Consider the following 13016-nt stretch of genomic DNA (forward strand, 5'->3'; position numbering starts at 1 on the left):
CGCGACAAGGCGTATCACCTTCAGGGAGCAGGACGATGGCATCGATTCCGTCACATTCAAAAAGCCGGCAGATCAAGGTGTGGGACCCGTTGGTCCGCGTCTTTCACTGGGCGCTGGTGCTGGGGTTTGCCCTCAATTACGCCGAAATTGGCCCTCATCGTTATATCGGCTACACCCTGATGGGGCTGATAGGGCTGCGTGTCGTCTGGGGGCTGGTGGGGCCCTGGTCGGTGCGCTGGTCGAGCTTCTGGCCGACACCCTCGCGCCTTGGAGCGGCGCTCAAGAGACAGGCCGCAGCACAGGAAGCAAAGGAAAACAGTTCCCCTCAGCGCATCACCCATACCCCGCTGGGGGCGGTGATGATGTTGCTGATGCTGGCCTTGCTGGTGGGGCTCGGTACCACCGGCATCTTGATGGTGCACACCGAGCGTTTCCACGATGTGCACTGGATGGAGGAGCTGCACGAGGGCCTCGCCACGGCGGTACTGTGTCTGGTGCCGTTGCACGTGGGCGGCGCCATCCTGGAGGGGCGACGACTGGGCGACAACCTGATCGCCGCAATGGTCCATGGGCGTCGAAGGGTCGGGCCTCGCGTCTGAGGGTCGCGTTCGGCGGTGGGCTGCCTGGCCGGGCTCCCAGGCCGGTTCAGCCTTCCCAGGCCGTCAGCAGGTCCCTCGCGGCGCACGCCGGGTCCGCCTGGCCGCAGATGGCGGAGACCACGGCCATGCCATCGGCGCCGCTTTGACGCACCGCCGAGGCGTGCTCGCGCTTGAGCCCGCCGATGGCCACGCTGGGCAGCGGGCTCGCCGCCACCAGCGAGGTAAGACCATCGAAGCCCAGCGGCGTGGCGTGGTCGCTCTTGGTCGGCGTGGCGAATACCGGCCCGAGTCCGAGATAATCCAGTGCCTGGACATCCAGGCGCGACAGCTGGTCGGGGTGCTGCACCGACAGGCCGATGATCGCCGTCTCGCCCAGCAGGCGGCGGGCTTCGCCCACGTCGCCGTCGTCCTGCCCCAGATGCACGCCGTCGACCTGTGCCTTTAGCGCGACCTGGACACGGTCATTGATGACCAGCGGGACGCCGTGTTCGGCCAGCACCGGTTTCAGTCGGCGCGCCAGTTGCACCAGTTCGTCATCGCTGGCGGTCTTGTCACGTAGCTGCACCAGGCTGACTCCGCCGCGTACCGCCGCCTCCACCGTCGCTTCAATCCCCATGGATGCGCACAGCCCGGGGTCGGTGACCAGATAGAGGCGAAGGCTGCGGGGGGCGAACGGGCGCGCATCAAGGCGTCGAGGAGAGTGGGTCACGAGGGGCTCCTGGTACATGAATCGGGTAGGGCGGTCGGGTCAGTCGAGAGACTCGATGGCGAGAGGTTCCCGCCGTAACAGCGTCTCGGGATTGAGCTGATGCAAGGCGTCGATAAAGGCGACGGCGAAGCTGCCAGGACCCTGGGCGGTGCGGCCGGCGCGACTGCCGGCTTCGCCATAACAGGCCAGGGCCGCGCAGGTGGCGACCAGCGGATCCTGATCGGCGGCGAGAAAGGCCGCGACCACACCGGACAGGGCGCAGCCCAGCGCCGTCACGCGGGGCATCAGCGGGTGTCCACCGGGCACGCGCACCAGCCGCCGGCCGTCGGTGACCAGATCGACCTCACCGGTTACCGCTACCACCGCCTCCTGGCGCCGGGCCAGGGCGACGGCCGCCTGCACGGCGTCGTCGCTGGCGGCAGTGGAGTCGACGCCGCGCCCGCCAAGACCGTCCTCGGCCAGGGCGATGATCTCCGAGGCGTTGCCGCGAATGACGCTGGGCCTCAAGTCCAGCAGCCTGGCGGCCGACTCTCGCCGATAGGCGGTGGCGCCAACGGCGACGGGGTCGAGCACCCAGGGGGTCTGGTGCTCGCCGGCACTGGTGGCAGCCTCGACCATGGCCTCGACCCAGTGAGGCGAGAGCGTACCGATATTGATCAGCACAGCGTCGGCCAATGCCGCGAACTCGGCCGCTTCCTCACGCGCATGGACCATGGCCGGTGAAGCGCCCACGGCCAGCAGCACATTGGCGGCGCTGTTCATGGCCACGTAGTTGGTCAGGCTATGGACCAGCGGCGCCGCCTGGCGCAGCCGGGTCAGCCGTGCGCCGATGTCGGCGCCGGTGAGTGTCGTCGTCATGACAGGCCTCCCTGGCGTTGGACGAAGGCGGTGAGGGTCGCCTTGCAGGGAGTCATGATCCGGTCACTGCGCGCCGCTGTAAAGCGGCGATGGCCTGAGATATCCCCCTTGAGCCGGGAGACGGTGAACCGCGACAGCTCGCCGGGCGTCAGCCCAGCAGTTGCAGTGCGATCAATACCCCCAGGGCGGCGAGGGCGAGCTCGCGAACCGGTACGCCGTTGCCGCTGTCTGTGGCGTCGTCTCGACGCTCCGAGCTTGCGGTTCGGGGCCACAGGGCGAGGCCACCGAGAATCAGGCTGAGGCTACCGAGGGGCAGGCTGATGGACGACCAGAAGGCCATCAGGGCGAGGCCGCCGACCAGGGCCAGAGAGATACGAAGAAGCCCCTTGGTGGCGAAGCGGGGGCGAGTACGGGAGACCTGCTGTAGGAAGGGCATGTTCGGAATTCCTTGTCGGTGCAGGGGGCGGGCCAGAAGACATCTACTGACACCATCGCTAGGGCTGCAGCGTAGCGGCTTTGCCTTAACGCGCGCTTAAGCTTTATTGAAAGATTTGTGACAAGGTCTGATGCGCGAATCTGCAAAATGTTCAGTCGGCGAGCTGCGACATTGGTCGAACGCCATTGGCAGAGCGTGGGAATCGTGGGGGCAGAGGGCGCGTCGCGCCTGGCTCCGTCGTCGCCTTCAAGGGCGACCTGCAAGGGCGACCTGAAAGGGTGACCAGCAAGGGTGATCTGCAAGGGCGACCGCAATGGCCTCCTGCCAAGGCGGTCTGTCTGGACGTGGATCAAACGCGTGCGTCAGGCGCGGATATAGGCCCAGCCCTGGCGCTGGCCCTCGGCCAGGGTGAGTACCGCTGCCTCGACGATGGCCAGTCCCCGGGTGTCGACGATGCCTTGGGCGTCGAGACTGTTGCGACACAGTCTTAACCATGCGTCGGTGTCGTCCGGGGTGGCGACGGCGGCGGCCACACCGCCGGCGTTGGTGATGATCAGCACCTCGGCCTCGGGGCTGGCGGCCTTGAGGTTGCGGGCATTGCGCCTGGCGCGGGCAAGACTCTCGGCGCAGGGAGCGTGAAGCATCACCTTCAAGCGTGAATCGCCCGCTTCACGGGGGGGCAGGCCGGTATCGCTCATGACGCCTCCGGGGCGGCGCCGATCAATGTTTCCAGATGATGGACCTGGGCGCCGAAGTCGGAATGCTCACGGCGATTGTCGGTGGGCAGCGTGATCTCGAGGGTGTCGATGACCCGCGCCGGGGCCCCGCCCTGATGTCCACCGAGCACCATCACCCGGTCTGCCAGCAGCACCGCCTCTTCGATGTCGTGGGTAACGAAGACGATGGCGGCCTCGGTGCGCTGGCGCAGGTCGATCAACTCGTTCTGCAGGCGACGGCGAGTGATCGCATCCAGCGCCGAGAAGGGCTCGTCCATGAACAGCACCCGGGGCTTTACCGCCAGCGCCCGGGCGATGCCGACACGCTGTTGCTGGCCGCCGGACAGGGTGGAGGGGAAACGCTCGGCCATGTCGCCCAGGCCGACCAGCTCCAGCGGCGCAAGGGCGCGGCGCTGGCGCTCGTCCCGGGACAGCCCCAGTCCCTCTAGCCCGAGCGCCACATTGGCGCGGATGCGTCGCCAGGGAAACAGCCGTGGCGCCTGGAAGACCATCGACCAGGGCCGCGCTCCATCACGTGGGCTCTCGTCCAGCCAGCGCTCGCCTGCCACCGCCGGCAGCAGGCCGCAGAGTGCCCGCAGCAGGGTCGACTTGCCGACCCCGGAGGCACCGACGATGGCGATGAACTCCCGTGGAGCCAGGCGCAGGTCGACATGTTCGAGCACGCGCTGGCCGCCGAAGCCCAGGGCCAGGTCATGGGCCTTGAGCACGCAGGCGTCGGCGTTGCGTTCGGCTGTCAGGGTGTCCATATCAGCAGCCTTTTTTGCAGATGCAGGAAGCCCAGGTCGAACAGGGCGTAGAGCGCCGCAATGGTCAGCATGTAGACCACCACGATATCGGTGGCCAGCAGGCCCGAGGCCTCCATCATGCGCTGGCCGATGCCGGGAATGCCGAACAGTTCGGCCGCGACCACGGTCATCCAGCCCTGGCCGAGGCCGGCGCGCAGGCCACCGAGGATGCCGGGGGCCGCCGCGGGCAGGCTGACCTTGGTCAGGCGGGCCAGCAGCGAACCCTGGCCGAAGGCCCTGGCTACCTCGTCATAGCCGGGGTCCACCGCACGCACCGCGCTGTAGCTGGCGAAGTAGTTGATCCAGAACACCCCGATACTGATGATGAAGGCCGCCGCCGATGGCGTGATCCCGAACCAGATGATGGCGAAAGGGATCCAGGCCAGTGGCGGGATCGGGCGCAGCAGGCGCGCCAGCCAGGCGTGCAGGGCGTCGAACACCGGCAGCAGGGCCGCCGCTACGCCCATGGCGATGCCTGCCAGCGAGCCGATGGCCACCCCTACGCTGTAGTGAGACAGGCTCGAGCTGACGACTTCCCACCAGATGCCGTCGACCACCTCGCCCCAGAAGACCGTCGGGATCGCAGAGGGCAGCGGAACCAGATTGCCGGGCAGCAGCCCCAGGCGCAGTGAGATCTCCCAGAGTGCCACAAAGGCGACGAGCCCCAGCGCACCGAGGCCGGTGCGCCGGCTACGAGATACCGACTTCATGGGCTCGTGTCGCCTTCTTCGGCGTCTGCGTCAGCGCTTGCGGTCAGGTCGTCGTACCAGCGGGTGTCGAACAGAGTGTCGATGTCGAGGCCCTGCTTGAGGGTGCCGTTGGCCAGCTGGAAGTCATGCATGGTGCGGGTGCCCTCGACGATCGCGTGGGGATCGGCGCCGTAGTTGGCGAAGGGCGAGGACAGTGCAGCCTCTACGGTTTCCAGCGGCACCAGACGCTTGCCGACGAACTCGCGCACCGAGGGGGCGACCTGCTGTGGCGTATCGACCAGGGCGTGGGTCGCTCGCAGGTGAAGTTCGAGCAAGGTGCTGACGGCATCGGGGCGCTGTTCGAGCAGGCTTTCGCGTGCTGCCAGCACCGCGCCGGGTTGACCCGGCAACATGTCCGAGGCGTGGGCCACGATCTGGGCGTCGTCGAGGCGTTCGGTCACGGTGGAGAGTATCGGCTCCAGGGTCGAGGCGGCGTCCACTGCACCGGCCAGCAGCGCCTGCTGGACACGATCGGCGCCCATGGCGACGATCTCGACGGCGTCACTGCCGATGCCCAGGCGTTCGTCCAGCCAGTAGCGCAATACCGTGTCGGGTACCGAGCCCTTGGGGAAGGTGGCGATCTTGGGCCGACGGCCTTCGCGCTCGGTAAAGTCGGCGATGGCCTGGGCCGGGTCGGCGTCGGCCATCAGGCTGGCCAGTTCGCCGCGGGCGACCAGGCCGATCTGCTCCTGGATGGCGGCCGCCAGTACCTTGATCGGTACCCCGTTGGCGCGAGCCACCATGGCCGGGCCGATACCGAAGTACATGACGTCGAGATCACCCGAGGCCAGCGCCTGGACCATCGCCGGCCCGCTGGAAAAGCGTGTCAGCTCAAGTTCCAGGCCGGCCTCTTCGGTCCAGCCTTCGCCCTCCATCACGAATAGCTGAGCCACCGGCAGGATCGGCATATAACCAACCTCCAGCGGACCTTCGTCGGCGGCGATGGCGGTACCAGGCAGAAGCAGGGCGGCGGCGGTCAGCCAGCGGTAAAGGAGCTGGGGCATGGAGCCCTCCCGGAGCAATGAAGTTAATGATCAGCATGATAACGATCGGGGGACGAGGGCGACACGCAGGCGTGCGATCAATCCGTTATATGCTTATTAGGCATCGGAAGACGCCGACACGACGATGGCCGCCCGGGGGCGGCCATCGCTGAGGGGACAGGCTGTCTGACGTAGCGGTAGATAGAGAGGGGGCGCTGCTCGTCCCTCCCTCGGACACTTCTGTCCTTACGTCTGCCTGCTCCGTCCTTACTTCTTGCCCGGCTGTTTGACGTAACGCAGATACGGACGCTGTTCGTCCCAGCCCTCAGGGAACAGGGTCTTGGCTTCGTCGTTGGAGACGGCAGGCACGATGATGCAACGGTCGCCATGGTTCCAGTTCACCGGGGTCGCCACCTTGTAGCCGTCGGTCAGCTGCAGGCTGTCCAGCACCCTCAGGATCTCGTCGAAGTTGCGTCCGGTGCTGGCCGGGTAGGTCAGCGTCAGGCGCACCTTCTTGGCCGGATCGATGATGAATACGCTTCGCACCGTCAGGGTGTCGTTGGCGTTGGGGTGGATCATGTCGTATAGGTCACTGACCTTGCGATCGGCGTCGGCGAGCAGCGGGAAGTTGAGCCCGTGGCCCTGGGTGTCCTCGATATCGCCGGCCCAGGCGTGGTGATCTTCGATGGGGTCCACCGACAGGCCGATGGCCTTGGCGTTGCGTTTGTCGAATTCACCCTTGAGGCGCGACACTTCCCCGAGTTCGGTGGTGCACACCGGGGTGAAGTCCTTGGGGTGAGAGAACAGGATGACCCAGCTGTCACCGGCCCACTCATGAAAGTGAATGGTGCCGGCGGTGCTTTCCTGTGTGAAGTCCGGTGCGGTATCACCCAGTCGTAGCGTCATGGTCGTCTCCTTGGCGGTTGATGGCGACGGGCCCGGACGGACCCGTCGGGTCGATCGGTGAGACCGGGGCGCGGCCTCGTGGCAGCGAGCGTCAGGGCGCCGGCGCGGCCGCCCCGACGAAGCGATCCTGCCAATAGTCTATGGACAGCGAGGTGGTGGTGACCGTTCGCCCGCGTCCGGGCGCGTGGATCATCACATCGTCGCCGGCGTAGATGCCGACATGGCTGACCCCGGGACCCTTGCCGGTAGCGAAGAACAGAAGATCACCCGGCCGTGCCTCGTCGATGGGCGGCAGGCGCCGGTATTGCTCCCGGGATGAGCGCGGCAAGGGGATACCCGCCCGGGAATACGTCATCTGGGCCAGGCCGGAACAGTCCAGCCCGCGCGGATCGTTGCCGCCGAACCGGTAGGGGGTGCCGACGGCGCTGCGCGCCTCGGACAGGATCAGGGCACGTTCCATGGACAGTCCCTGGCCGCCGTCATCGGTGCTCAGCGGGGCCGAGGCACAGCCCCCCAGCAGCACCAGCAGCAGTGCCATCAGGGCTGTCCAAGAGGATCTGGTGTACCACGGCATCGAAGTGGTCATTGCGGCTTTCCCTGCACAGACGAGGCGCCCTCTACGGTACTCTGCCCTACCAGGCAGGCCAAGGGGGCCGAGGCGTAATGTGTCGCTGGCGCCGCAGGCGTAGCGACAACGACAATGACAAGGCGACCAGGCGACCAGGCGACCAGGCGACCAGGCGACCAGGCGCGGACGCGACCGACAGGCCGATGCCCCCTGACGACAGGAGATACGTGCCCCCTAACGAAAGGAGATGCGTGTGCCGTTGGCCAGCATCTCGTCGGGGGTCATGGCCTTGCCCTCCACGCCGATCATCTCGTCACCGCACTGGTCGGTCCAGGTCAGGACGCCATGGGTCAGGCCGACGCCGCCGAGTAACTCGCGGATCTCGCCGGTGCCGAGAAAGGTGCGGGTTCGCCCCTTGTCGTCGGCAAGCTCTGTGGTGCCGTTGGCGTGATGAAAGCGCACCGTGTAGATGCCATCCATCGACTCCACCTCGACGATGGGCGAAAACCCGCGGGACAAGGCCTTGGCGAGTGCCTTGAGGGTAATCTGGCGCTCCAGGGTGTAGTCGATGTCAGCCATCTTGGTGTTTCCTCCGGCGAAACGGGCCTCTTAAGACTGGTCCAGCAAAGGACTTCTGGCAAACAGGTAAGTGCGGTGCCGTGACCCAGTCGTTGAAGGCGCGTTCTTGAGGCGGTGTGCCGAGCCGGTATGGTTGATGGCTTCTACAGCTATCGACAGGTGAACCATGCGACACCATTCCATGCCCTTGGCCCTGGCGGCCTCGATTGCGCTCGCGGCTTCCTTCGGCGCCCATGCTCAGGACCAGGAAGATGCCCAGGTTCGTTTTTCCGTGCCCGCCTGGCCCGGTGTAACGGTCAAGACGGCCCTGGCATCCACCCTGCTCGAGACCCTGGGCTACGAGCCGGTCCAGGAAGAGCTGGGCTCCACCATCACCTATCAGGCCCTGCGCCAGGGAGAGCTCGACGCCTTTCTGGCGGCCTGGTTGCCGGCCCAGCAGGGCATGTACGACGCCAGCTTCGAGGATGGCGAGTCCAAGCTCGAGGACCTTGGCAACAACGTCGACGGTGCGCGCCTCGGCTTTGCCGTACCCACCTACGTCTACGAAGCCGGCGTGAAAACGGCGGAGGATCTGGACAAGGAAGAGTTTGCCGACAAGCTGGACCGCACCATCTATTCCATCGAGGTGGGCTCCGGCATGAGCGACTCGCTCAACAGCGCCGTGGATGAGGACACCTACGGTCTGGGTGACTGGAACCTGTCCGAGACCTCGACGCCAGGCATGCTGAGCGCCGTGGACGCGGCGATCGATCGTGAAGAGTGGATCGTGTTCGCCGCCTGGACCCCGCACTGGATGAACATCGAGTTCGACGTGCGTTATCTGGATGACCCCGAGGACATGTGGGGACCGGAAGGCGGCCGCAGCGACGTGCGCACCCTGGTGCGCAGCGAGTTCGCCGAGAGCCACCCCAATGCCACCCGTCTGCTCGATCAGCTGGTGTTTACCGCCGATGACCAGAGCGCCATGATCCGTGGCTTCAGCTACGAAGAGCGCGAGCCGGAGGCGGTCGCCGTAGATTGGCTGCGTGAACACCCCGAGGAGACCAAGAGCTTCCTTGAGGGGGTCACCACGCGCGACGGCGAGGAGGCCTGGCCCGTGGTGCGCGATGCACTGGAGATCCCCGAAGCCTGATGTCGGTTGCCTCAAGCGTCGACTGAAGACCGCCGTTTGGAGCGAAAGACGAAAGGACCGCCCCAGGGCGGTCCTTTGTTTTCTGCAGGTCGACAGGACGACGTGTGGCGTCCACTCGAGCTGTCGAGCGAGCGGGTCGTGATGACAGGATCAGTGGTCGTGGTCGTGGTCGTGGTCGTGGTCGTGGTCGTGGCCATCGTGGCTATCGTCATGACCCTCGGCATCGACCAACCCCTGATGCAGCACCTCGGCATTGTGCAGGATCATTCCCAGGTAGTGAGACGTCATCCCTTCTTCGGACAGGGCGCCGTTGTAGAGTGAGCCGGCGATGGGCACGCCGGTTTCCTCGGACAGTTGTTCCATCAGCGCCGGGCTGGACATGTTCTCGACAAACAGCGCCGGAATCTGGCGTTCACGGATGACGTCCACCATGCGCGCGATATCCGCCGCTGACGGTTCCGCTTCGGTGGACAGACCGACCGGCGACAGGAAGTCGATGCCGTAGGCCCGAGAGAAGTGGCCGAAAGCGTCGTGGCCGACGATGACCTGGGCGTGTTCCGGCAGGTCGTCGAGCAGCGCGAGCACCTGGTCGTGGGCCGCCTGGATATCCTCCATGTAGCTGTCGGCCCTGGACGCGTAGTGCTCGCTGTTGTCAGGGTCGACGGCGATCAGTCCGTCGCGGATATTGGCGACATAGATCAGTCCTGCCGACAGGTCGAGCCAGGCATGGGGGTCGTACTCGCCATGGTCGTGGCTGTCGTGATCATCGTGGCCGTCGTGATCTTCATGGTCTTCATGGCTGTCGTGATCACCGTGGCCGCCGTGCTCTTCATGGCTGTCGTGCTCTTCATGGCTGTCATGATCGTGGCCATCGTGCTCTTCATGATCGTGCTCTTTATGGTCGTGTTCGGCCCCTTCCTCTTTCTGGCGATGCAGCGATTGGCCGCCATAGGCCAGCAGCGGCACTCCGTCCGTGGCGACAACGGTCTTGCCCTGATAGCCGCTGGCGTCGAGCAGGCGCGTCATCCAGCCCTCGAACTGCAGGCCGTTGAGCACCACCAGGTCTGCCTCGGCCAGGGCCCTGGCGTCGGTCGGGCGAGGGGAGTAGACGTGGGGGTCGCTGTCGGGGCCGACCAGTGAGGTGACCTCGACCCTGTCGCCGCCGACGTTGCGTACCATGTCGGCCAATACACTGAAGCTGGCGACCACCTGGGTGGACTCGTCTGCCACGGCCTGGGGGCCAAGGGCGAGTCCCGTCAGGGCAATCCAGGCGTGGCGTTTGACGAAGGCATGAGGCAGTGACAGTGGCATGGACGTTGATCTCCGGTTGGTCAGGGGACGGCGGGGCGCGTCAGGCGTGGTCGTCGGCGCGCAGCGGTGTGGCGCGACGACGAAGGCGAGCAGAAAGACTGTGCTGGCGGCCAAACAGCGCCGACAGCAGATAGGCCACACCGGCCAGCAGGATGATGGCCGGTCCAGAGGGCAGGCTCAGGTGGTAGGAAATCAGCAGGCCACCGAGGCTGGCGCCCAGCGCGATCACCACCGACAGCACTATCAGGCCCTCGAGGCGCGTGCTCCAGAAGCGAGCGGTGGTGGCCGGCAGCATCATCAGACCGACCGCCATCAGCGTGCCCAGGGTCTGAAACCCGGCGGTAAGGTTGAGCACGACGAGCCCCAGGAAGACACCGTGGACCAGACCGCTTCTGGTGCCTTGGCTGCGCAGAAACAGCGGGTCGAGGCATTCCACCACCAGGGCGCGGAAGATCACCGCCAGGGTGATGACGATCAGGCTACTGATGCCGGTGATCAGCACCAGGGCGGTGGTGTCCACCGCCAGGATGGAGCCGAACAGCACATGGGTCAGATCGACACTGCTGCCGCCCAGGGCGACCAGCATGACCCCGGCCGCCAGCGAAATCAGGAAGAAGCTCGCCATGGCCGAGTCTTCCCGGTGGCCGGTGAGCTGGGACACGCTGCCGGCCAACAGCGCGATCAATAGCCCTGACAGCATGCCGCCAAGGCTCATGATGGGCAGCGAGAAACCGGCCATCAGAAAACCCAGCGCAACGCCGGGCAGGATGGCGTGGGACATGGCGTCGCCGATCAGGCTCATGCCGCGCAGCATCAGGAAGACCCCCAGCGGCGGCGCCGCCAGCGACAGCGCCAGGCTGGCCAGCAGTGCACGGCTCATGAAGGCATAGTCGAAAGGGGCGATCAGCCACAGGTACAGGGTGGAAAGCAGCGAGTCGAGCATTCAGACAGATCCAGGAAAGGTCAGCGGCAGTCGAGGTGGGCGGGTCAATTGACCGGTGTGACGCTCCACCAGCGCATCCGGCGTGGCCCAGCGGCCGTGGCCCTGGGACAGGATCAGGACGTCATCGGCCAGGCGTGCCAGTTGCTCCATGTCGTGCAGCACGATGATCAGGGTCGCCCCCTGTTCGGCCATCTCGCGCAGCACGTCCATCAGCATCTCGACGGTATCGACGTCGACGTTGGCAAAGGGTTCATCGAGCAGCAGCAGTTCGGCTTCCTGCATCAGCGTCCGGCCGATCAGGGCTCGCTGGCGCTGGCCTCCGGACAGCTCGCCCAGCGGGCGGTGGGCCAGCCGCGAGATGCCCAGACGTTCCATGATCTCGCGCCCACGGCGATAGTGAGCGGCGCAGTAACCCTTGAAGGCACCGTGGCTCGGCCAGGTGCCGGTCATGATCAGTTCCTCGACGCTCATCGGGAAGCTCAGGTCCAGCGCCAGCTGCTGCGGCAGCCAGGCGCGGCGCGCCGCCGGAACGGCGCATTCGACGCGGCCCGCGACCGGCGTCAAGTTGCCCATGATGGCCTGGATCAGGGTGCTCTTGCCGGCGCCGTTGGCGCCGATGAGCGCGGTGATGGCGCCATCCTGAAAGCGCCCCTCGAGATGTTCGAGCACGGTGCGCCCGCCGCGTGCCAACTGCAGATCATGCAAGACGAGGCGTGACATCAGTGCCACCATCCGGCGGACCAGGACACCGCCAGCCACAGTGGCAGCAGGGGAATCAGCACCAGCATCAGTCGGCGCCGCATGGACAGGGACATCAGCGAGAAGTGGCAAGGCCCTTCGGGGCGGTGACGATGGGTCATGCAGGATAGCTCCGGGGCAAATCGGTCGAGCAAAATGGTTGAAAGTTATAACATAACAATATCTGGGATTCCACGACTTCCCTCCCTCGGGCCATCCACTTGAGGTAGCCGCCAGAGCGTTCGAGGCAGGCGTGGAACTTTCCTACAATCGGTACTGCAAAGAATGTCTTCCCACGATAGACTGAAATAAGGTGTCAGGTGTGCCTGGTCTCGCACAACAGGACAACGTTTCTACGGAGTTTTCAGGATGTCACGGATATTGCGGCGGATGGCGCTGGTCGGGGCGGCCCTTGGGCTGGCCCTGCTGACGTCGACCCACTGCGTGGCGGGCGGCAGTACCGGCTTGTACGTCGGTGTCGGCGCCGGCCAGATGCAGGGCGATGACGACTTTGACGACGAGGCGTCGGCGGCCAAGGTCTTTGCCGGCTACAACTTCGGCTGGCTGCCCTTCCTCGACCTGGGGGCGGAGCTGTCCTACCTCAACGGCGGTGAGCTCGACGGTGAGGTCGACGGCACCTCGGCACGGCTCGAGGTGGAGAGCCTGCAGGCCATGGGCATCGCCGGCTTCAGCTTTGGCCCCTTCGGCGTCTACGGCAAGGCCGGCATGGCGGACTGGGACGCCGACCGCAGCGGCAATGGCCTGAACAAGGACTATTCCGGCACCGACCCGGTATTCGGGCTGGGCGCCCGGGTGCAGCTGTTCGATGTGACCGGGCGTCTGGAGGTCGAGCGCATCGATGCCGACGAGATCGGGCACGTCGATAGCCTGACCGGCAGCGTGGTCTATACCTTCTAGCCTGGTGGGTGCGACTCAGGTACCGGTTTCCATCAGGTGCGTTCTACCCCGCAGGGGCGACGCCA

17 protein-coding genes are annotated in these 13016 nt (G+C 65.9%); 3 read left to right on the forward strand and 14 right to left on the reverse strand.

From position 1 onward, the window contains the following. The first annotated feature begins 35 nt into the window (after positions 1 to 35). Positions 36 to 599 carry a cytochrome b/b6 domain-containing protein gene (locus RBB39_RS15115; RefSeq protein WP_045993503.1) on the forward strand — a complete coding sequence of 188 codons (564 nt, stop codon included), beginning with the start codon at positions 36 to 38 and terminating at the stop codon, positions 597 to 599. 46 nt (positions 600 to 645) lie between these two features. Here the strand turns inward: RBB39_RS15115 and thiE are convergent, their stop codons facing one another. The 10 genes from thiE to RBB39_RS15165 form a co-directional block, all read right to left on the reverse strand. Further along, entirely contained in the window at positions 646 to 1308 is a 663-nt protein-coding gene (gene thiE / locus RBB39_RS15120) for a thiamine phosphate synthase (protein WP_260425405.1), read from the reverse strand. A gap of 39 nt (positions 1309 to 1347) precedes the next feature. Beyond that, complete coding sequence (thiM, locus tag RBB39_RS15125) at positions 1348 to 2166, reverse strand: hydroxyethylthiazole kinase (protein ID WP_045993502.1); 819 nt, start codon at positions 2164 to 2166, stop codon at positions 1348 to 1350. 148 nt (positions 2167 to 2314) lie between these two features. Next, positions 2315 to 2602 (reverse strand): hypothetical protein, encoded by a 288-nt coding sequence (locus RBB39_RS15130; protein ID WP_045993501.1) that lies wholly within the window; start codon positions 2600 to 2602, stop codon positions 2315 to 2317. Between the two features lie 362 nt (positions 2603 to 2964). Then, entirely contained in the window at positions 2965 to 3300 is a 336-nt protein-coding gene (locus RBB39_RS15135) for a hypothetical protein (protein WP_045993500.1), read from the reverse strand. Further along, on the reverse strand, positions 3297 to 4085 hold the full coding sequence (locus RBB39_RS15140; RefSeq protein ID WP_083970481.1) for an ABC transporter ATP-binding protein: 789 nt from the start codon (positions 4083 to 4085) through the stop codon (positions 3297 to 3299). Before RBB39_RS15140 ends, RBB39_RS15135 begins: the two co-directional genes overlap by 4 nt. Next, positions 4073 to 4834 (reverse strand): ABC transporter permease, encoded by a 762-nt coding sequence (locus RBB39_RS15145; protein WP_108132144.1) that lies wholly within the window; start codon positions 4832 to 4834, stop codon positions 4073 to 4075. Before RBB39_RS15145 ends, RBB39_RS15140 begins: the two co-directional genes overlap by 13 nt. After that, positions 4831 to 5877 carry an ABC transporter substrate-binding protein gene (locus RBB39_RS15150; protein ID WP_045993498.1) on the reverse strand — a complete coding sequence of 349 codons (1047 nt, stop codon included), beginning with the start codon at positions 5875 to 5877 and terminating at the stop codon, positions 4831 to 4833. The genes RBB39_RS15145 and RBB39_RS15150 overlap by 4 nt, the downstream gene beginning before the upstream one ends. Positions 5878 to 6123: 246 nt before the next feature. Beyond that, positions 6124 to 6762 carry a peroxiredoxin gene (locus tag RBB39_RS15155; RefSeq protein WP_045993497.1) on the reverse strand — a complete coding sequence of 213 codons (639 nt, stop codon included), beginning with the start codon at positions 6760 to 6762 and terminating at the stop codon, positions 6124 to 6126. A 91-nt stretch (positions 6763 to 6853) separates the two neighbouring features. After that, the gene (locus RBB39_RS15160; RefSeq protein ID WP_240184218.1) at positions 6854 to 7300 is read right to left on the reverse strand and encodes a C40 family peptidase; all 447 of its coding nucleotides are present in this window, start codon (positions 7298 to 7300) and stop codon (positions 6854 to 6856) included. Between the two features lie 264 nt (positions 7301 to 7564). Next, positions 7565 to 7909 carry a hypothetical protein gene (locus RBB39_RS15165; protein WP_045993496.1) on the reverse strand — a complete coding sequence of 115 codons (345 nt, stop codon included), beginning with the start codon at positions 7907 to 7909 and terminating at the stop codon, positions 7565 to 7567. Between the two features lie 166 nt (positions 7910 to 8075). Here RBB39_RS15165 and RBB39_RS15170 point away from each other — a divergent pair, with 166 nt between their 5' ends. Beyond that, the gene (locus tag RBB39_RS15170; RefSeq protein WP_045993495.1) at positions 8076 to 9041 is read left to right on the forward strand and encodes an ABC transporter substrate-binding protein; all 966 of its coding nucleotides are present in this window, start codon (positions 8076 to 8078) and stop codon (positions 9039 to 9041) included. 150 nt (positions 9042 to 9191) lie between these two features. Here RBB39_RS15170 and RBB39_RS15175 read toward each other — a convergent pair whose 3' ends face one another. The 4 genes from RBB39_RS15175 to RBB39_RS15190 are packed head-to-tail and all read right to left on the reverse strand — an operon-like array spanning position 9192 to position 12155. Next, positions 9192 to 10352, reverse strand: coding sequence for a metal ABC transporter solute-binding protein, Zn/Mn family (locus tag RBB39_RS15175; protein ID WP_045993494.1), 1161 nt, complete (start codon positions 10350 to 10352; stop codon positions 9192 to 9194). A 40-nt stretch (positions 10353 to 10392) separates the two neighbouring features. Further along, positions 10393 to 11295 (reverse strand): metal ABC transporter permease, encoded by a 903-nt coding sequence (locus RBB39_RS15180; protein WP_108132148.1) that lies wholly within the window; start codon positions 11293 to 11295, stop codon positions 10393 to 10395. Beyond that, entirely contained in the window at positions 11296 to 12015 is a 720-nt protein-coding gene (locus RBB39_RS15185) for a metal ABC transporter ATP-binding protein (RefSeq protein ID WP_045993493.1), read from the reverse strand. Then, complete coding sequence (locus RBB39_RS15190) at positions 12015 to 12155, reverse strand: hypothetical protein (protein WP_181248609.1); 141 nt, start codon at positions 12153 to 12155, stop codon at positions 12015 to 12017. The genes RBB39_RS15185 and RBB39_RS15190 overlap by 1 nt, the downstream gene beginning before the upstream one ends. 247 nt (positions 12156 to 12402) lie before the next feature. Between RBB39_RS15190 and RBB39_RS15195 the strand changes: the two genes are divergently transcribed. Further along, a complete protein-coding gene (locus RBB39_RS15195) occupies positions 12403 to 12951 on the forward strand; it encodes an outer membrane beta-barrel protein (protein WP_052704403.1) in 549 nt (182 codons plus the stop codon). Positions 12952 to 13016: the final 65 nt, after the last annotated feature.

The organism is Halomonas sp. MMSF_3323, from assembly GCF_030733595.1.
Classification (GTDB): Bacteria; Pseudomonadota; Gammaproteobacteria; order Pseudomonadales; family Halomonadaceae; genus Halomonas; species Halomonas litopenaei.